Origin of the sequence: Cutibacterium sp. KBN10P07758 (assembly GCF_050286205.1) — a bacterium.
In the GTDB taxonomy this organism is placed as follows: domain Bacteria; phylum Actinomycetota; class Actinomycetes; order Propionibacteriales; family Propionibacteriaceae; genus Cutibacterium; species Cutibacterium acnes.
This window is the reverse complement of sequence record NZ_JBNNQV010000001.1, coordinates 1,153,760-1,171,933: the sequence shown is the minus strand read 5'-3', so window position 1 is coordinate 1,171,933 and position 18,174 is coordinate 1,153,760. Positions and strand designations below refer to the sequence as shown.

Genomic DNA, 18,174 nt, shown 5'->3' with positions numbered 1-18,174 from the left:
ACATTGGCCTGGACTTCGACTGCGCCCGCAACTGCATGCCGAGGGCTGGTACCCGGAACCTCCGGGTACCAGCCCTTCACTACGCGACCAAACGCTCAGTTGTCCTTACTGCCTGCTCCCCGGAATCCGGCACGCCAACGCTCCCGGTTGACCCGGGCGACGGCTACCAACGGAATGCTCACCGGGCAGGCCTCAACGCACTCGCCATACAGGGAACACGGACCGAACTCCTCATCAAGGGCGTTGATCATGCGTCGCGCACGCTTCGAACGCTCCTGACGCCCCTGCGGCATCATCGCCAAGTGCGACAGCTTCGCGCCGGCGAAAAGCATCGCCGCGCCATTTGGACAAGCCGCCACGCACGCTCCGCATCCAATACACGATGCGAAGTCGAGAGCTTGCTCGGCCTCGGCATGCGGCTGCGGCACCGAATCTGCATCAGGGGCCGTGCCCGTCATAACGTCGACCGTTCCACCGGCCTGTATCAGGTGATCCATGCTCGTACGGTCGATGGCTAGGTCACGGATGACCGGAAAGGCTGCCGAGCGGAATGGCTCAATTTTGAAATGGGTGATATGGGGGAATGCCCTCAAATGCTGACGACACGCCGGGGTATTCGGCAGCGGACCATGGGGCTTGCCGTTGACCATGAACCCACAGCACCCGCACACTCCCTCACGACAATCAGACTCGAAAACAATCGGATCACCGTCATTTTCGACGATCTGATCGTTGAGCCGGTCGAGCAATTCCAGCAGGCTCCACTCCGGCTCGGCATCTTCGACAACGTGGTGCTCAAAATGTCCTTTGGCGTCAGGGCCGTTCTGACGCCAGATATCCAGTTCCACCCTCATCGGTAATCCCTCACCTGCAGATCGATCAACGAGAACGACAACGGTTCGCTATGCCGCACCTTGGTGCCATCAGGACGTGTCTCCCATGCCGAAACCGCACACCAGTCACCGTCATTACGTTTGGCTTCACCGGCTTCGGTGGCGTACTCGTTACGGAAGTGTGCACCTGCCGATTCCCGGCGGTCCAGGGCGTCAAGAATCATGACCTCGCCGAGCTCGATGAAGTCGGCCACTCGACCGGCCTTCTCGAGTTCCTGGTTGAGTCGGTTTCCCGTTCCGACCACCTTGACGTCGCGCCAGAACTCCTCACGCAGCTCGCGCACCTTTGTAAGGGCGTCGAGCAGCCCGGCCTCGTCGCGGGCGACCCCGCACCCCTCATAGAGGATGTCGCCGAGCTTGCGGTGGAACCATTCCGGGCGGTGTGTTCCGCCGCAGTTGAGCAAGGCATCAGTGCGCTTCTGCACCCTCTCAATGGCTGCGCTGACCTCGGGGGCGTCCAGGGGTAACACGGGCTTTCCGACGAACCCAGCCAAATAGTTCGGCACCGTCAGTGGCAGGGTGAACCACCCGTCGACACTGGCCGACAGCAAGGAGTTAGCCCCCAATCGGTTCGCGCCGTGGTAGTTGTTTGACGCCTCACCACCGACGAACAGACCCGGGATGGTACTCATCTGGTCGTAGTCAACCCACAGACCGCCCATCGTAAAATGGGCTCCTGGGGCGATGCGCATGGGCACCTCGTAGGGATTCTCCCCCGTGGCGTCGAGATACATGTCGAACAAGTTGCCATAGCGCTCGGCAATCGTCTTCTTTCCTAGACGCTCAATGGCATCACGGAAATCCAGGTACACCGAGTTCTTAAGCGGGCCCACTCCGTGGCCGCTCTCGATCTGAGTCCGAGCATTGCGGGAGGCGACGTCGCGCGGCGTTAGGTTTCCGAAGGCCGGGTACTTGCGCTCCAAATAGTAGTCGCGCTCCTCTTCCGGGATGTCATTGGCTGGACGATCATCGCCGGCTTTCTTGGGCACCCAGATCCGGCCGTCGTTGCGCAACGACTCGCTCATGAGCGTGGTCTTGGACTGCCAGTGCGAACTGACGGGCAGCGCGGTCGGGTGGAACTGCACGAAGCAGGGGCTGGCGAAGTATGCACCTTGACGGTGAGCACGCCACGTCGCGGTGGCGTTGGACCCTTTGGCCAAGGTGGACCAGTGGTACACCGATCCATATCCGCCGGTGCATAGGATGACGACGTGGGCCGTCCATGCCTTGATCTCGCCGGTGAGAAGGTCACGGGTGACGATGCCCTGAGCCTTACCGTCAGCAACGATGAGGTCAAGCATCTCGGTGCGGTTGTGCATCGTCACCGAACCGGCATCAATTTGTGCCTGGAGGGCCTGGGAGCAGGCTACTTCGAGCTGCTGACCGGTCTCCCCGCGGGTGTAGTAGGTGCGCGAAACCTGCACGCCTCCGAAAGATCGAGTAGCCAACTGACCGCCATATTCTCGGGCGAACGGCGCGCCGATGGCGTACATATGGTCAATAACCCGTACCGATTCGGTGCCGAGTCGAACAACATCGGCCTCTCGGCCCCGGTAGTCACCACCCTTGACGGTGTCCTTGACGAACCTCTTAAGGGAATCGCCGTCAACCTTGCGGGCACGTGCAGCGTTGATACCTCCCTGGGCAGCAACTGAGTGGGCTCGACGCGGGGAATCGTGGAAGCAAAAAACGTCGACGTGGTAGCCGAGCTGGCCGAGGGTTGCGGCAACCCCGGAACCAGAGAGGCCGGTTCCCACCACGATGACGTTCATCTTGCGACGGTTCGCCGGATTGACGAGCTTGTACTCGCTTTGACGACGGGTCCACGCGGTGAGTGGATCCCCCTCGGGAGCCTTGCCGTCCAATTCGTCACCAACAAGGTAGCCGGCCTTCTTCTGCGCCGGGCCGAGAATGTCACGAGCCTTGGGACCCTTGGCAGCCCGTCTCGCCACCGACGACGACTCAGCCCGTCTGGGCTGGAGCTGCTCGGGTTTCACTAGTTCAGCGCCAGGCTCCTCGGGTCTAGCGCCCGCATGACGCCCAGTAATCATCTCGAGAGGCTTCTTGACGGCCTCAATCCAGTTATTCATGAGATCACCCCGGCAAGAATGAGCATGGGAAGTGCGCCGTTGCACACCACAATGGCCAGCGCGATGAGGAGACCAATCACCGTCCAAATAGCGCGCAGTCGGCGTCCTGTACCGCCAAAATCATTGATGGTGTTACGTACGCCCTGGGCGATGTGCAGCCCAATGATGATCATGACGACGGTGTAAAAGATCGCCATCCACGGACGCGACAGGCTGGCGACGAGGTTCTGGTATGCGGTGATGTGGATGTCAGGAGTTCCCTCATTAACTGGCGCCCGGAAGGATGAGGACTGTACGCCCATGCCCAAGGTCAGATCGAGGATATGCACCACGACGAAAGCCAAGATGACAATTCCTGACAGCACCATCGTGCGGGCTCCCCAACCCAGGGCCTTCATGTTATGCCGGGAAAATCGGCCGCGTGCTCGTCGCCCCCTCACCCAGATCGTCAGACCGGCCCACACATGCAAGACCAGGCACACAAGCAAAACAATCCGGAAGCACCACAAAACCCCACCGACGGGAAATAGCGGGTACAACACGGTTCGGAGAAACTCGGCGTAGGCGTTGTAATCTCCTGGCCCCATAAAGGCCTTCAGGTTTCCGACCATATGGACGAAGACGAATAACGCGAATATCGTCCCCGTAATGGCCATGATCAATTTTAATGTGACGTTGGAAGGACGTGCCGCGCTATGCGTATGAACCGCTACGGCATCTCCCCCGCGTTCAAGGTCACGACGGTCTCGAACGTCAGGCACACTCATGGAGTCATCACCCTTTCGCTGCTACGCGACCAGCCTAAACGATGATGTTTTCTCCAACGACACCGGGGTCAGGATAATCGTCGTGAGTGCCCCGACCCCGGTGTGCCGAGATGCTTTCATGCATAAAAGGTATAGCAGATCAGCAGCCGAGAAGTTTACCGCCGAGGTATTCCTCAACCTTGTCAATGCTGACACGCTGCTGAGCCATGGTGTCACGCTCACGAATCGTCACGGCGTCATCCTCAAGGGAATCGAAGTCGACGGTGATGCAGAACGGGGTACCAATCTCGTCCTGACGGCGGTAGCGCTTGCCAATAGCCTGGGCATCGTCGAAGTCAACATTCCAATGCTCACGTAAACGAGCAGCAAGATCGCGGGCCTTCGGCGACAAGTCAGAATTACGGCTCAGTGGCAGCACCGCAGCCTTGACCGGAGAAAGACGCGGATCCAGCTTAAGCACGGTGCGCTTGTCAACCCCACCCTTGGCGTTGGGTGCCTCATCCTCGGTGTAAGCATCCACCATGAAGGCCATGAGCGATCGAGTCAATCCTGCCGCCGGCTCAATAACATAAGGCAAGTAGCGCTTGTTGTTGGCCTGGTCGTAGTACGACAGATCCTTACCAGAGTGCCTGGAATGGTTACCCAAATCGAAATCAGTACGGTTAGCAATACCTTCAAGCTCACCCCAGTCAGACCCGGAAAACCCAAACTTGTACTCAACGTCGACAGTGCGCTTCGAGTAGTGGGAGAGCTTTTCTTTAGGATGCTCGTAGTGGCGCAGGTTATCCGGGTTGATGCCGAGATCGGTGTACCACGCGGTGCGAACGTCGATCCAGTACTGATGCCACTCCTCGTCGGTTCCGGGTTCGACGAAGAACTCCATCTCCATCTGCTCGAACTCACGGGTACGGAAGATGAAGTTCCCAGGCGTGATCTCGTTGCGGAACGACTTACCTGTCTGCGCGATGCCGAATGGCGGCTTCTTGCGGGCACTGGTGAGCACGTTCTGGAAATTGACGAAAATGCCCTGGGCGGTCTCGGGACGCAGGTAGTGCAGACCCGACTTATCCTCGACGGGGCCGAGGTAGGTCTTAAGCATCATGTTGAAGTCTCGGGGTTCGGTCCACTGCCCCTTGTTGCCGCAGTTGGGACAGTTGACCTCCTCGAGCGAGATGGAATCAGGGTCGGCGATCCCGTGCTTGGCGGCGTGGCCCTCCTGTAGATGATCAGCGCGCATCCGCTTGTGACACGACAGGCACTCGGTCAGAGGGTCGTTGAACACTCCGACGTGTCCCGAGGCCACCCACACCTCACGAGGCAGGATGACCGAGGAGTCAAGACCAACGACGTCATCGCGACGGGTGACCATGGCACGCCACCACTGCCTCTTAATGTTCTCCTTAAGCTCTACGCCGAATGGGCCGTAATCCCACGCAGCACGGGTGCCGCCATAGATCTCCCCACACGGGAAAACGAATCCGCGTCGCTTACAGAGGTTGATGACATTGTCGAGTGTGCTAGTGGAGGCCACAGCCGTCCCTTTCTTCCAAGTCCTCATTGGAGTGGACACCCGGATGGCGCCCACGCGGGCAGCGCCGCCTACGGAACATATCTGGGCGGCGAGGCCGTTAACTAGCTTAACGGTAACTACACTACGCATGACTACCTCGTCAGCCAGCAGACAACCACTGGGAAATCGACAAGCTACTGGAGTACATTTGGCCTAGTTCGACCCCCGGCAGTGAGGTGATCATGGTGGAGAATCGGCGGCGCACGACCAAACAGCGCCTTGCCATTCGTGCTCTGTTTGACGACGAGCCGTTCTTCCTCACCGCCCAGCAGGTCCATGATCAGCTACGCAACCGCGGAGATCAGGTTGGTCTGGCAACCGTCTATCGGAACTTGCAGACGATGGCTGAGGACGGAGAGCTCGATGCCATTCGCGCTGAAGACGGCGAAATGACCTATCGCCGTTGTTCCTCAGCGCACCACCATCACTTGGTATGCCGCAATTGCGGCAAGGCTGTCGAAATTGGGCCTGAGAAAATCCTGGAGGATTGGACTCGCGATATCGCCGCGAAATATGAGTTCAGCGAGACCGGCCACGAACTGGAATTGTTCGGAATCTGTTCGGAGTGCTCCGCAGTGCACACCAGGTCAGTGTCGTAATCAGCGACGCAGCCGGGGGATGACTAAGCCCAGCTCGCATGCTCTCACGAGAACCTCAAGACGACTACGCACTCCCAGTTTCTTTGCTAGATGACCAAGACGCTGCTTAACCGCGGACTCGCTGAGACATAGTTCATCTGCGATGGCAGCGTTCGACAACCCTTCGGCGAGAAGCTTCAGAACGTCGTCATCAGCATCAGACAATTTCACCGGAGTCAAATCAATCTGATGAGACCCCCCACCACAGGGCCGAGCTGAAAAGACCTCAACAACACCTCGGGCAATCTCCGGAGACACTGTCACTTGACCTGCCATGACAGCGCGAACCCCTGCGATAACGGCCTCCGGCTCAGATTCCTTCAGAAGGTATCCGGCAGCACCAGCAAGGATGGCCTCAACGACGATATCCCGACGAGCAAAAGTCGTCAGGGCAACAACACGGACCGAAGGATGGCGCGAGACGATCATTCGGGTAGCTGTGAGACCGTCCATTTCAGGCATCTTGAGGTCCATAAGGACAACGTCGGGCAATAGCTGATCAACAAGCTCAACGGCTTCACGACCATTAGTGGCCTGGCCGACAACCTCCATCTCCTCAACACGAGAGAAATAGCCGGCAAGAGCCTGCCTCATGATCGGATGATCGTCAGTAACCACGAGTCGAACTGACATCACTCCTCCTTACACTCACGTTGGGCGCTGCTGAGCCCAAGTGAACCTCCTCACCCACGGTGATCGCGCGGCGCCAACGATCAGACATATAACGCCTGCGACGCGAAGTATCTTGTCAACCTCACATTACTTCCCATCCTCGCATGCCGCAGCAGTCTGTATAGCAGCAGCGGGTTAGCAACGTGACTACCGGTAACCAAATGTCTATGGTCAGGCCGACCATCTGGCCAGATGATCAGCCAACCGGCGCATCCTGCGGCTTACTCTCTGCACGTGCTAGCCTCCTCGCATCACTTTTGCCTGACCGTTGTGGAGGGCCCCTCAAAGGAGATACATTGTGCCCATGAAGAAGATCATCACCGGCATCGTGGCTGTCTTAGCAATCAGCTCCTTCTCGGTCGCCGTCCCCGCTCAGGCCACCACTGACTCCGCCCCCACTCAGAACGCTGTGAATACGCAACCCAAGGCCCATGTTAAGGGAATCATAGACGGCCTTTGCACCCTCTACCCCGACTGGTGTTTTAACTGATCCCGCGCCTATGCCCAATGCATGGGCTGTCTAACACGCGGAGAACGCATCTAATGAATAGTGGTTCGCCTGGCCGTAGCTTCATCTTCAAAAAGAGCAGTCGAACCACTGTCGTTACGGCTATTACCATCGCCGTATTGGTGCTGTCCGGGCTGGACGATCTACGTGTAGCTGTCGTAACTCACCGGAGCGACAGTGCGACAGTCTGGATGGTTGTCGTATACGTCTTTAGTATGGCCGCGCTCTTATGTTGGAAGCATCCCCTGGTACAGGAATTGTTGCTTCTCGTTGGCCTGGTCAGCAGCGCCATCGCCGGAGACATAGCGTTTAGCATTCCGCTGTTGGTTGTGCTCGCCTTCTTAGCTAGCCAGCATGGCCTGAAGCGCCATTGTATTCCGCTGATTATCGGCGCCACGGTCATCGCTGCTATGGCGGCCGTTTATACGGAACGCTGGGTATCCATTTTTTTGGTGGCATGCCTTGCTTGCGCAATCGGCATCGGATTCGGCTCCGCTTTCCGCTGGCTCGATAACCGCCGCGAACAGGCCGAGGAACAAGCTGCCGACGCTCTTCAGCAGGCAGCGCATGCCCGCGAAGAAGAACGTCAACAGCTTGCGGCCGAGCTCCACGACGTCGTTGCCAAGGACCTCACCGTCATCACCATGCTGGCAGGTTCCTTACGCCTCAACACCGCCAATGAGGACGTCATCACGGCCTCCAAATCGATCGAAAACACGTCTAGAGCTGCCCTAGACGATCTTCAGCGTCTACTCTTAGTGCTGCGTAACCGTAACCTTCCATTCATCTCCTCTCCCACCCACGAGGACTCCGTCGAGGCTACGGTGGCCGCTATGGTCACGCGGCTGGAAACGCTCGGCTGGCATGTCGAGTCGTCGGTTGCGTGCGCTCCAATGCCGGTGAGCGTCTCCGATGCCATCAACCGAATACTTGACGAATCCACTGCCAATGTCATCAAGCACAACGGTCCCGCTACCGCCAGGATCACCGTCATGGATGAAGGGGACGACGTCGTAGTAACCGTCTCCAACCCCACCACCGACCCGGAGATAGAACCCGTTCGATCGACTGGAATGGGTATTGCTCGTCTCAAGGAGCGCGTCTCTCTTCTTCGTGGCAAGATCTCTATCGGTCTGCGCAATGGTTGGTGGGTGGTTAATGCCCGTATTCCACGCGCAAAGCCAGTTCGTGAGACCTGACCCGGGAACGACAATTGACGCGCCACGCCAACCGAAAAGACGAATCAGGGCTGAGCTCCGTATGCCGAAGGCCGCTCGTAGTGCAACTGATTTGCGATCAACGCTCCAGAAGGGGCATTGACCGCAAACCACGATCCATATGCCAAGACACAAATGCTGCCACCAGTCCGGACCCCTCCCGAACCCTCGACCACGCAACATCACGCGTCGCAGTCCAGTCCCCCACCAGCAAAGCCCGCAGGTACGAAATCGTCTCCTCGTGCGGATGAGGAGTTCCGGGCGGCTGACAATTAATACACACCACGCCCCCCAAACTGGGCGAAAAACCCTGGTGCGGCCCAGGTGTCCCACACCGGACACAGTCGACCAGATCCGGGGCATATCCGGATGCTGAAAGAGAGCGCAACAGGTAAGAGTCCAGCACCATCTCGGGTGGCCGTGGACCGTCCGTCGTCCCCTGGCCGAGCACCCGCAGAGCTCCTGCCAACAATCGGTATTGTGCCGGGGCCGGTTCACGGTCCACCGGCACCAGATGGTCGGCAGCCTCCACCATGACCTCAGCCGCGGTGAACAGAGAATAGTCCTGACGCAGCGGCGCCGAGTAAGGATGCAAACACTCCACCTGGGCGACGACGTCGAGATTGCGTCCCTGAACCAACTGCAGGTCAACCAGATTGAACGGATCCAGACGGGCACCAAATTTGCTGGAGGTGCGTCGAATCCCTCGTGCCACCGCCCGAATCTTGCCGTGCTCACGCGACAACATCGACACGATCCGATCAGCCTCACCTAGCTTGTGCGTGCGCAGAACGACGGCTTGGTCACGGTAGGTGGGCATGACACCTATTGTCTCCCCGTATGGCGTGCAGCCGAAACATGCTCTGCACAGAATCGCTGTGAGAGGGTAGGAGGTGTTCATCGCAGGTCGACTACCGTTGGAACCCCCCCCCAGGAGACGCCCATGGATTCCTTTGTCGCGCTGCTCGGCAGCGTCTGGTACCTGGTGCTCGTTGCTGCTATCAGTCCCGTCATGATCCTCAACGCAAACGCGGCAGTTCACGGTCAAAAGCAGAACCACGGTTGGGCTTTTGTCTCTGGGGCAGGTCTGGTGCTTGGCGCCATCGGCGTCACGAGTTTCGGCCTGCTGGGAAGCGCTGCCACCGACTTCGCCTCTCGTCAGCTGGCCTCACGTACCGTCGACCGTGTACTGGGCGTTTTACTCTTCTTATTCGGCTGCTATCTGGCGCGGACGAAATGGGTATCCCACCGCGTCCAAAAATCTCGAGTCAAGAAAACTTCTGGGCCGCGGTCCGCTGGTGCCCACGGCATGTTCACCTGGGGGGCTCTCGGAATGGCTACGAATTTCACTACCATTCCGCTATTCATCTCGTCGAGTCAGCGCATCGGGACTGCCGATCTGCCACTCGTCGTCAGAATCCTGACGCTCATTATCTCATGGTGGATCGTCCTCATTCCGGCATGGCTTCCAGTCGTCATTGATCGGCTGCGACCCAATTCCTCCGGTATTTCTGGGCGCACTCGGGAACGTATCAGTCATTGGACGAGCGTTGCCTCGATCATCGCCTGTCTCGGCTCCGGAATTATCATCGTGTGGACGACCCTGTGACATCATCGAGGCCTTGAACCTCGGATAACTTACCGTTGTCACCGTCACGAGGGCACCAGTCCGGCCCCACTACCGTCCTCGACGCCACTACGCTGTGACCCATGGCCCGAATCACACCGCGACCCCCGAAGCGCGGCCCGCTGCCGCATCCGTCTGGAGCTCGTCCACCCGAGCTGCCACCGGAACTCATCCCCCAACACGTCGCCATCGTCATGGACGGCAACGGACGTTGGGCCAGGCAACGCGGTCTTAGGCGCACTGAGGGTCACGCACGTGGCGAGGATGCTCTCTTCGATGTTATCGAGGGCGCCATCGAGATGGGTATCCCCTATTTGAGCGCCTATGCGTTTTCCACCGAAAACTGGAAGCGCTCGCCCGACGAAGTTCGGTGGCTTATGGGCTTCAATCGTGACGTCATCCACCGTCGTCGCGATCAACTCGACGCCATGGGAGTACGCATCCGTTGGGCTGGACGTCGTCCCAAGCTGTGGAAGTCAGTCATCAAGGAATTGGAATCAGCCGAGAAACAGTCAACTGATAACACCGTCCTCACCCTCCAGTTCTGCGTCAATTACGGCGGTCGGGCAGAGATCGTTGACGCGGTGCGTGATATTGCCCGGCTAGCCGCTGAGGGCAAGATCGATCCCGACCACATCACGGAGAAAACCTTCCGTACTCACCTTGACGAGCCCGAGGTCCCCGACGTCGACCTATTTTGGCGCTCCTCCGGGGAGCAGCGCACATCGAATTTCCTCCTGTGGCAATCGGCCTACGCCGAAATGGTATTTTCCGACGTCTTATGGCCCGACGTTGACCGCCGCGACCTCTGGGCCGCAGTGGTGGAATACGCCAAGCGGGACCGGAGGTTTGGTGGGGCCGTCCCCTATGAAGTCAACCCCACCCCATGATCACGGCATCATGACTCCCTATCCAAGGTTTGCCGACGGGAGCGGTTTACCGCGTTGACGACCGCGTTGAGGGAGGCCTGCGCGATATCAGGGTCAATGCCGACTCCCCATAGAATCTGCGAGGTCTCGCCATCCCCAATTTCACATTCGACGTATGCGGCGGCCTTGGCAGTACCGCCTGCGGTCATGGCGTGCTCAGAATAGTCGAGCACTTGCACGACGATGTCGAGGGAAGCCAGAGCGTCGATAAACGCCGACACCGCACCGTTGCCTTCGCCCCGGATCTGAACGTCCTCGCCATCAATCCGAAGGTTGGCGGTGAGCTGATGGGTACCGGTCTCGGTGGACGTCATGCGGCTCACCAACTTGATGCCGGGCACCTGCAGGTACTCGCGGTTAAACAGATCCCAGATCTCGTCATGGCTGATCTCGCGGGCTTGATCGTCGGTGTAATTCTGCACTGCACCGGAGAATTCGATCTGCAGACGACGCGGCAGGTCGACTTGGTGCTCGGTCTTCAGGAGGTAGGCCATGCCGCCCTTACCGGACTGACTGTTGACACGAATGACAGCCTCGTAGGTGCGCCCGACGTCGTGTGGGTCGATGGTCAGGTAGGGGGCCTGCCAGTCAACCTCGTGGATACCGATGCCCTGCTCCTGGGCCTGGCGTTCGAGGTCCTCCAGACCTTTCTTGATAGCGTCTTGGTGCGAGCCCGAAAAGGCTGTGAAGACGAGGTCGCCGGCGTAGGGCTGGCGTGCCGGCACCGGTAGTCCAGTGCAGTACTCGACGGTGCGGCGGATTTTTGGCATGTCAGAGAAGTCGATACCCGCGTCAACTCCCTGGCTGACAAGATTCATACCTAAGGTGACGAGATCAACGTTGCCGGTGCGCTCGCCGTGGCCAAAGAGACAGCCCTCGACGCGATCGGCGCCCGCCATCTGCGCGAACTCGGCGGCCGCAATCGCCGTGCCACGATCATTGTGCGGGTGCAAAGAGACGCACACGTGCTCACGATCACGGATATTGCGGCAGAAGTACTCGATTTGGTCGGCGTAGGTGTTCGGAGTGCCCATCTCGACGGTAGCCGGCAGATTAAGGATGATCTCACGGCCTGGCCCCGGCTGCCACACGTCCATCACGGAGTGACAGACCTCGATAGCGAAGTCCGTGCGGGTCTGGCTAAAGATCTCCGGAGAGTACTCGTAGCCGAACTCAACGTCGCCGAGGTACTTGTCGGCGTACCTGACGACCCACTCAGTACCACGGTGCGCCAGGTCAATGCACTGCTTTTCGTCGATGTTGAAGACAACGCGTCGGAAGAGTTCGGCAACTGCGTTATACATGTGGATAGTGGCACGGTGAGCGCCGACTAAGCTCTGCATGGTGCGCTCGATGAGATCCTCACGGGCCTGAGTCAGCACCGAGATGGTGACGTCGTCAGGGACAATGCCGGACTCAATAACCTGCCGAACGAAATCGAAATCCGTTTGAGAAGCTGAGGGGAAGCCAATTTCAATCTCCTTGTACCCCATCCCAACAAGAAGTTCGAACATCCGCATCTTGCGGGCTGGAGTCATGGGGTCAACAAGGGCCTGGTTGCCATCACGCAAATCAGTGGACAGCCACCGCGGAGCATCGCCCAAGGTCTTGTCTGGCCAGGTACGGTCCGGCAACTTGTGCGGAACGAAAGGTTTATAACGCCCGCTGGGCATCGGGCTGGTCAGCTGGCAGGGACGGGGCTGAATGTGCGTCATGGTATCTCCCGTGTGTGATGTGTAGGGCAGCCCAATCACCCGCAGCAAGGAGGCCGCCCCTTCAACGGGCCTCGCTGCGGCACACCAGGGGAAGCGCGCACGACATGCGGGTCACAGTACACCGCGATCGCCCCAGCATGGGATATTTCTCAAAATCGTCTCACGTGTGACATCACCCGCTGTCAGTGGGAATATCTGGGAATGTTGTTGCTTCACAATGCCAGAATCCTCGACCTCACCGACGGGTCGACGGGCAAGCCCACCGATGTACTGCTATCGGATCGCGTCCTTGCCCTCGGTCCCGAAGCGCAGCAGCAGGCCCACAGTGCGCGGGTGCGAAGTATTGACCTTGGCGGTCGCCTCCTCATGCCTGGTCTGTGGGACGAGCACGTCCACGTCGGGCAGTGGGCGTTGGCGTCCCGGAGATTCCTTGTTAGCCAAACCGCGAGTTGCGAGACGGTGCTCGAGGAAGTTGCCACCCATGTCAAACGAAGCGAAGGCAGCGACGAGCCGATTCTGCAGGGATTCGGGTTCCGTCCCTCGCTATGGGGCTCAAATCCCAACGCCCGTCAGCTTGACGCCGTCACCGGTGATCGTGCCGTTATCCTCGTCTCCGCCGACCTACATTCCTCGTGGTGCAATACCGCTGCTATGCGCAAACTCGGTATCGAGGGAGACGGATTTCTGCGCGAACAGACCAGTTTCGACGTCCAAACCCAGCTCTCACAGGTCAACCCTCACGTGTTGGATGGTTGGGTGGGAAGCTGCAGCACCGCGGCGGCGCGCCTGGGAATCACTGGCATCCGCGATATGGAGTTCAGCACTGACGTCGAGACGTGGCTACAGCGCGAAGCTGATGGCCGGTGCCCGCTACGAGTCGAGGTGAGTGTGTACCCCGAACGCCTGGACGAGGCAATTGCGCAGGGGCTGGCGACTGGCCAAGCCCCCGTCACTGATAAGCCTGGTCCAAGCCGAGTAGCTATGGGCCCACTTAAGGTCATCGTCGACGGGTCGATGTCGACGCGCACTGCCTGGTGCATGGATTCCTATCCGGCGGGAGCCGGTCCTGATGGGGCCGGAATTGACTCGGTGACGCCAGAGGATTTGGTCGACCTCATAAATCGAGCCAAAACTGGCAACCTGCAATGCGCGGCTCACGCCATAGGAGACCGAGCGGCCAAAGAGGTCCTCAATGCTTTCGAGGTGACCGGGATTTCTGGGTCGATCGAACACGCTCAAGTGCTCACTGACGCAGACGTTCGACGATTTGCAGCTCTCGGGGTGCGAGCAAGCGTCCAACCTCTACACCTCGTCGACGACCGGGACGCCACCGACGTCATGTGGTCAGACCGCGCTGATCGCTGCTTCCGGTTCGCCGACATGGTGAGAGCCGGGACCGAGTTAGCACTGGGATCAGACGCCCCAGTCTCCCCCGTCGATCCGTGGGGCGCGATCCGCGTGGCCGTCGAGAGAACCGGTGACCGGCGCCCAAGCTGGCACCCTGAGCAGGCTCTTACTCTGTCCCAGGCCATCACAGCCAGCACCCGTCACGTAACACAGGTGGTCACGGGCGGACCAGGAGACGTCATCGCTGTGGCCCACAATCCCTTCGACCTGTCCGGTGATGCATTGGCAGGCCTCACCAGCGACTTAACAGTCGTCGGTGGAGAGGTGACGGCCGCAGCACTGTGAGACCATCACTTCCCATCGACCCAATATTTCAAAACCCCAATCGATTGAGGTATTTCGGGTCGGACTGCCAGTTCGGCAACACCTTGACCTGAAGGTCTAAGTGGATTGGCGTTCCCAACAGAGCCGCGATCTGTCGCCTGGCGTGGGTACGAACCTGCTTGATATGGGAACCATGATGACCGATCATGATGCCCTTCTGGGAATCACGTTCCACTATGAGGGATGCGTAGACGTCCAGTAGGGGACGATCCTCCGGCTGACCTTCTCGAGGCCCCATCTCCACAATCTCCACAGCCAGAGAGTGGGGAAGCTCCTCGCGCACACCTTCAAGCGCCGCCTCGCGGATCAGCTCGGCGACAAGGGTTTCGGTCGGTTCGTCAGTCACCTCACCATCTGGGTAGTAGGCCGGCCCTTCAGGCAGCAGGGAAGCAATGACGTCGCGGACCTCGTCGATCTGCTCGCCGGAGACTGCAGAGCACGGGACGACTTCAACGAACTCGATGCCGACCTCTCCTTGCAGCTTGTCAATGGCGGCCAGATGCTCAGCCATCCGCGCCTTGGACACGAGGTCGGACTTCGTTGCCAGGGCGATAAGCGTGGGGCGACGAGGAAGTTCGGCGATTTCCGATACAAGATAGGTGTCACCTGGCCCAATTCGCTGGTTGGAAGGCAAACACACCCCGATAACGTCGACCTGGGTCCAAGTGTCGAAAACGAGGTCGTTGAGCCGCTGACCCAGTAGGGTGCGTGGCTTATGGAGTCCCGGGGTGTCGATGACGACGATCTGAGATTTCTCGTCAGTGACTACGCCACGGATGACGTGACGGGTGGTCTGAGGCTTCGAGGAGGCAATGGCGATCTTGGAACCAACCAGGGCGTTGGTGAGGGTCGATTTGCCGGCATTTGGGCGCCCGACGAAGCAGACGAACCCGGAGTGGAATCCGGCTCGGGTAGATTCAGCTACCCTGGCGGTCACATAGTCAACGTCGGAAATATCCTCGTCATCGCCATCCATGAGATCGGCCAACGAAGGCATCTCGTCGTCACTCATCGTCATACTCCTGATCGGGGGTTTCTTCGGGGGCCCGCTTTACCAGGCAGGTGTCCACCTGGTGACGGCGACCGGTCGCCTTCTCGGCGGTGATCTCTAACCCCTCCCAGATGATGACAGATCCCGGGATGGGTACTACAGACAGTTCCTTGGCCATGAGGCCACCAACCGTCTCGACGTCGTCATCGTCGACCTTAAGATCGAACAGTTCGCCCAGATCATCGACCGGCAAACGCGAGGATATTCGAAAGACGCCGTCTTCGATCTCTTCAGTGAGGGTGGGCTCGGCGTCATACTCGTCAACAATCTCGCCAACGATCTCCTCGACGATGTCCTCGATCGTCACTAGGCCAGCCGTGCCGCCAAACTCGTCCACGACGATGACGAGATGGTTACGGTCTCGCTGCATTTCGCGCAGCACCTGGTCGACGGGCTTAGAGTCTGGGCAGAGCGCGGCAGGCCGCATGATCGATTCGACGCTTTCGGTGGCGTAACCGTCAGGATTGTCGAGTACCCGCTGGGAGAGATCCTTGAGGTAGACGATGCCACGGATGTCGTCAAAGCCTTCGCCAACGACCGGAACTCGGGAAAACCCAGATCGCAGAGCCAAAGACATCGCCTGACGCAGATTCTTGGTCCGAGGAATATAGACCACGTCGGTACGCGGGACCATGACCTCCTTCGTAAGGGTGTCACCTAGCTCGAAGACTGAGTGGATCATCTCCCGCTCGCCGGCCTCAATGAGGTCGGAAGCCTCGGCGTAGTCGACCATCTCGCGTAGTTCAGCCTCAGAGGTAAAGGGACCTTCGGCATATCCCTTTCCGGGGGTCAGAGCGTTGCCGATGAGGATAAGCAAGGCCGCGATGGGGCCAAGGACGTGGGCAAGTACTCCCCAAGGACGAGACCAGAAGGTGCAGATGGCGGTGTCATGTTGGCGCCCCAAAGTGCGCGCAGCCACTCCCCATGTCAGGAAGTCAACAAGCACCATGATGGCCACGACGACGAGCACCTGCTGCCAGGGCAGGTCGAAGTGGCCGAAAATAAGGAGCGCGACAAGTGCTGTCGCTGTCACCTCGGAAATAACCCTCACTAGCATCGCGGTGTTGATAAACGGGGCAGGATCGGCGACCATGTCAAGTACTCGTTGGTGCGCAGCTTTACCGTCGGCAGCAAGCTCCTCGGCCTTGGAGTGAGACATGTGTTGAAGGGCCGTCTCCATGGCCACATTGAGGCTTGCCAACACTGTGAAGATGAAGGCGATCGCCAGAACGATCCATTCTTGCCGTGTCACCGCTGACCTGTCTGTTCTCGATGGTCATCCCATGCCGCGATGATCTCATCGTTAAGTCTGAACATGACGCGCTTCTCTCCGGGTTCAGCATGGTCGTGGCCGAGCAGGTGCAACAACCCGTGGATGAGGAGGTATTCCGCCTCCCCGTCGGGAGTGCGACCATTCTCAGCAGCTTGGCGAGCTGTGACGGTCGGGCACAGCACGATGTCACCGAGTAGCCCAGAAGGCGGATCCTCGTCGTCGCCGGGGGCACGCATCTCATCCATCGGGAAGCTCAGGACGTCGGTCGGACCAGGAAGACCCATGAATTTCTCGTGGTAAGCCTCCATCGTTTCCTCGTCGACGAGAATGATCGACAACTCCGAAGAGGGGTGGATACGCAACCAGTCGAGGGCAAATGTCGCCAGGCCGACAAGCCCCTCCTCATTAGACGGAGAACCAGACTCATTAGTGATGTCGATCATCGGGTCTTCCTATTCTTGCGCGAATTTTTGGCGCCACGGGACTCGCAGGCAACGTCGTAAGCAGCAACAATCTTGCCCACCAGACGGTGACGGACGACATCACGGCTGGTGAGGTTACAGAAGGCAATGTCGTCGATACCGTCGAGGATGCCCTGCACCACTCGTAAACCAGACTTCATACCACCGGGCAGGTCGACCTGAGTGATATCGCCGGTAACGACGATCTTTGAGCCGAAGCCGAGACGAGTGAGGAACATCTTCATCTGCTGCGATGATGTGTTCTGGGCCTCGTCCAAGATAACGAAGGCGTCGTTGAGAGTGCGGCCTCGCATATAGGCCAACGGTGCCACTTCAACAGTTCCGGCACCGACAAGACGTGGCACGGTATCGGGGTCGACCATGTCGCGTAGGGCGTCGTAGAGAGGACGCAAATAGGGGTCGATTTTCTCCGACAATGTGCCGGGTAGGTAACCGATTTTCTCTCCCGCCTCGACGGCCGGGCGGGTAAGGATAATCCGGCTCACCTGCTTGGTCTGAAGGGCCTGCACCGCCTTGGCCATCGCCAGATACGTCTTGCCCGTGCCAGCTGGGCCGATACCAAAGGTGACGGTGTTGGCGTCAATCGCGTCAACATACCGTTTTTGGTTCAGGGTCTTGGGTCGAACTGTCCTGCCGCGATTACTGAGGATGTCAGCCGTCATGATCTCGGCCGGGCCTTCTCCGTTGCGAGTCATGGCAACGACCCGATCGACGTCGTCGGCGGACAGGCCCTGGCCGGTGCGTATGATCGTGATCATCTCCGACAGGATGTCGCCAGCATCGGCCAAATCTGCGGGATGCCCAGCGAGGTGAATCTCGTTACCGCGTACCAAGATGTCGGCGTCAAGGGCGTCCTCAAGTCGTTTGAGGAATTCGTCATTGGGCCCGACCAAAGTCACCATGGGAATCGACGTGGGGACCGCGACGACGCGGCGCGCTGCGCCCTCTTTGCCGGTATCGGTGTTGTGGATGTGCAAGGTCGTGGTCAGGGTTCTCTCCGGTGTGACGGGA

Annotated in this window: 17 protein-coding genes; 6 read left to right on the top strand and 11 right to left on the bottom strand. The window is 59.1% G+C overall.

The genetic code is table 11. The annotated features are described in order from the left end of the window. Positions 1–95: 95 nt before the first annotated feature. From ACOYO3_RS05775 to ACOYO3_RS05760, 4 genes are all read right to left on the bottom strand, one after another. Positions 96–854: a succinate dehydrogenase/fumarate reductase iron-sulfur subunit gene (locus ACOYO3_RS05775; RefSeq protein WP_002515518.1), complete on the bottom strand. Its 759-nt coding sequence runs from the start codon at positions 852–854 to the stop codon at positions 96–98. Further along, positions 851–2,983, bottom strand: coding sequence for a fumarate reductase/succinate dehydrogenase flavoprotein subunit (locus ACOYO3_RS05770; RefSeq protein WP_002517810.1), 2,133 nt, complete (start codon positions 2,981–2,983; stop codon positions 851–853). The genes ACOYO3_RS05775 and ACOYO3_RS05770 overlap by 4 nt, the downstream gene beginning before the upstream one ends. Continuing rightward, positions 2,980–3,744, bottom strand: coding sequence for a succinate dehydrogenase cytochrome b subunit (locus tag ACOYO3_RS05765; protein ID WP_256267182.1), 765 nt, complete (start codon positions 3,742–3,744; stop codon positions 2,980–2,982). The genes ACOYO3_RS05770 and ACOYO3_RS05765 overlap by 4 nt, the downstream gene beginning before the upstream one ends. Positions 3,745–3,889: 145 nt before the next feature. Next, the gene (locus ACOYO3_RS05760; RefSeq protein ID WP_120362962.1) at positions 3,890–5,308 is read right to left on the bottom strand and encodes a glycine--tRNA ligase; all 1,419 of its coding nucleotides are present in this window, start codon (positions 5,306–5,308) and stop codon (positions 3,890–3,892) included. A gap of 194 nt (positions 5,309–5,502) precedes the next feature. Between ACOYO3_RS05760 and ACOYO3_RS05755 the strand changes: the two genes are divergently transcribed. After that, positions 5,503–5,919, top strand: coding sequence for a Fur family transcriptional regulator (locus ACOYO3_RS05755; protein WP_002519043.1), 417 nt, complete (start codon positions 5,503–5,505; stop codon positions 5,917–5,919). Here ACOYO3_RS05755 and ACOYO3_RS05750 read toward each other — a convergent pair whose 3' ends face one another. Then, positions 5,920–6,591 carry a response regulator gene (locus ACOYO3_RS05750; RefSeq protein ID WP_002513775.1) on the bottom strand — a complete coding sequence of 224 codons (672 nt, stop codon included), beginning with the start codon at positions 6,589–6,591 and terminating at the stop codon, positions 5,920–5,922. It abuts the gene before it with no gap. A 343-nt stretch (positions 6,592–6,934) separates the two neighbouring features. Here ACOYO3_RS05750 and ACOYO3_RS05745 point away from each other — a divergent pair, with 343 nt between their 5' ends. Then, the gene (locus tag ACOYO3_RS05745; RefSeq protein ID WP_002519044.1) at positions 6,935–7,120 is read left to right on the top strand and encodes a hypothetical protein; all 186 of its coding nucleotides are present in this window, start codon (positions 6,935–6,937) and stop codon (positions 7,118–7,120) included. Between the two features lie 53 nt (positions 7,121–7,173). Next, entirely contained in the window at positions 7,174–8,337 is a 1,164-nt protein-coding gene (locus ACOYO3_RS05740; RefSeq protein ID WP_002525017.1) for a sensor histidine kinase, read from the top strand. A gap of 97 nt (positions 8,338–8,434) precedes the next feature. Here ACOYO3_RS05740 and recO read toward each other — a convergent pair whose 3' ends face one another. Continuing rightward, positions 8,435–9,175, bottom strand: a complete 741-nt coding sequence (recO, locus tag ACOYO3_RS05735; protein WP_002513778.1) for a DNA repair protein RecO — start codon at positions 9,173–9,175, stop codon at positions 8,435–8,437. Positions 9,176–9,298: 123 nt separating this feature from the next. Here recO and ACOYO3_RS05730 point away from each other — a divergent pair, with 123 nt between their 5' ends. Both ACOYO3_RS05730 and ACOYO3_RS05725 read left to right on the top strand, forming a co-directional pair. After that, the gene (locus ACOYO3_RS05730; RefSeq protein ID WP_002513779.1) at positions 9,299–9,964 is read left to right on the top strand and encodes a membrane protein; all 666 of its coding nucleotides are present in this window, start codon (positions 9,299–9,301) and stop codon (positions 9,962–9,964) included. A gap of 212 nt (positions 9,965–10,176) precedes the next feature. Then, entirely contained in the window at positions 10,177–10,872 is a 696-nt protein-coding gene (locus tag ACOYO3_RS05725) for an isoprenyl transferase (protein WP_002525018.1), read from the top strand. 8 nt (positions 10,873–10,880) lie between these two features. Here ACOYO3_RS05725 and leuA read toward each other — a convergent pair whose 3' ends face one another. Then, positions 10,881–12,626 (bottom strand): 2-isopropylmalate synthase, encoded by a 1,746-nt coding sequence (leuA, locus tag ACOYO3_RS05720; RefSeq protein WP_002515536.1) that lies wholly within the window; start codon positions 12,624–12,626, stop codon positions 10,881–10,883. A gap of 201 nt (positions 12,627–12,827) precedes the next feature. On the opposite strand from leuA, the gene ACOYO3_RS05715 reads away from it, so the two are divergent. Next, on the top strand, positions 12,828–14,318 hold the full coding sequence (locus ACOYO3_RS05715; protein WP_002520451.1) for an amidohydrolase: 1,491 nt from the start codon (positions 12,828–12,830) through the stop codon (positions 14,316–14,318). Positions 14,319–14,346: 28 nt separating this feature from the next. Here ACOYO3_RS05715 and era read toward each other — a convergent pair whose 3' ends face one another. The 4 genes from era to ACOYO3_RS05695 are packed head-to-tail and all read right to left on the bottom strand — an operon-like array spanning position 14,347 to position 18,140. After that, entirely contained in the window at positions 14,347–15,375 is a 1,029-nt protein-coding gene (era, locus tag ACOYO3_RS05710) for a GTPase Era (RefSeq protein WP_002525019.1), read from the bottom strand. Continuing rightward, positions 15,362–16,660 carry a hemolysin family protein gene (locus ACOYO3_RS05705; protein WP_002515624.1) on the bottom strand — a complete coding sequence of 433 codons (1,299 nt, stop codon included), beginning with the start codon at positions 16,658–16,660 and terminating at the stop codon, positions 15,362–15,364. Before ACOYO3_RS05705 ends, era begins: the two co-directional genes overlap by 14 nt. Continuing rightward, on the bottom strand, positions 16,657–17,124 hold the full coding sequence (ybeY, locus tag ACOYO3_RS05700; protein ID WP_002515592.1) for an rRNA maturation RNase YbeY: 468 nt from the start codon (positions 17,122–17,124) through the stop codon (positions 16,657–16,659). Before ybeY ends, ACOYO3_RS05705 begins: the two co-directional genes overlap by 4 nt. Then, the gene (locus ACOYO3_RS05695) at positions 17,121–18,140 is read right to left on the bottom strand and encodes a PhoH family protein (RefSeq protein WP_002525020.1); all 1,020 of its coding nucleotides are present in this window, start codon (positions 18,138–18,140) and stop codon (positions 17,121–17,123) included. The genes ybeY and ACOYO3_RS05695 overlap by 4 nt, the downstream gene beginning before the upstream one ends. Positions 18,141–18,174 lie beyond the last annotated feature (34 nt).

What these genes read in the sequence shown, in the direction of transcription:
- ACOYO3_RS05730 (WP_002513779.1), top strand. Translation starts at nt 9,299, where the DNA reads ATGGATTCCTTTGTCGCGCTGCTCGGCAGCGTCTGGTACCTGGTGCTC.
- ACOYO3_RS05775 (WP_002515518.1), bottom strand. Translation starts at nt 854, where the DNA reads ATGAGGGTGGAACTGGATATCTGGCGTCAGAACGGCCCTGACGCCAAA.
- ybeY (WP_002515592.1), bottom strand. Translation starts at nt 17,124, where the DNA reads ATGATCGACATCACTAATGAGTCTGGTTCTCCGTCTAATGAGGAGGGG.
- ACOYO3_RS05755 (WP_002519043.1), top strand. Translation starts at nt 5,503, where the DNA reads ATGGTGGAGAATCGGCGGCGCACGACCAAACAGCGCCTTGCCATTCGT.
- ACOYO3_RS05770 (WP_002517810.1), bottom strand. Translation starts at nt 2,983, where the DNA reads ATGAATAACTGGATTGAGGCCGTCAAGAAGCCTCTCGAGATGATTACT.
- recO (WP_002513778.1), bottom strand. Translation starts at nt 9,175, where the DNA reads ATGCCCACCTACCGTGACCAAGCCGTCGTTCTGCGCACGCACAAGCTA.
- ACOYO3_RS05715 (WP_002520451.1), top strand. Translation starts at nt 12,828, where the DNA reads ATGTTGTTGCTTCACAATGCCAGAATCCTCGACCTCACCGACGGGTCG.
- ACOYO3_RS05740 (WP_002525017.1), top strand. Translation starts at nt 7,174, where the DNA reads ATGAATAGTGGTTCGCCTGGCCGTAGCTTCATCTTCAAAAAGAGCAGT.
- ACOYO3_RS05750 (WP_002513775.1), bottom strand. Translation starts at nt 6,591, where the DNA reads ATGTCAGTTCGACTCGTGGTTACTGACGATCATCCGATCATGAGGCAG.
- leuA (WP_002515536.1), bottom strand. Translation starts at nt 12,626, where the DNA reads ATGACGCACATTCAGCCCCGTCCCTGCCAGCTGACCAGCCCGATGCCC.
- ACOYO3_RS05725 (WP_002525018.1), top strand. Translation starts at nt 10,177, where the DNA reads ATGGACGGCAACGGACGTTGGGCCAGGCAACGCGGTCTTAGGCGCACT.
- ACOYO3_RS05760 (WP_120362962.1), bottom strand. Translation starts at nt 5,308, where the DNA reads ATGAGGACTTGGAAGAAAGGGACGGCTGTGGCCTCCACTAGCACACTC.
- era (WP_002525019.1), bottom strand. Translation starts at nt 15,375, where the DNA reads ATGACGATGAGTGACGACGAGATGCCTTCGTTGGCCGATCTCATGGAT.
- ACOYO3_RS05745 (WP_002519044.1), top strand. Translation starts at nt 6,935, where the DNA reads ATGAAGAAGATCATCACCGGCATCGTGGCTGTCTTAGCAATCAGCTCC.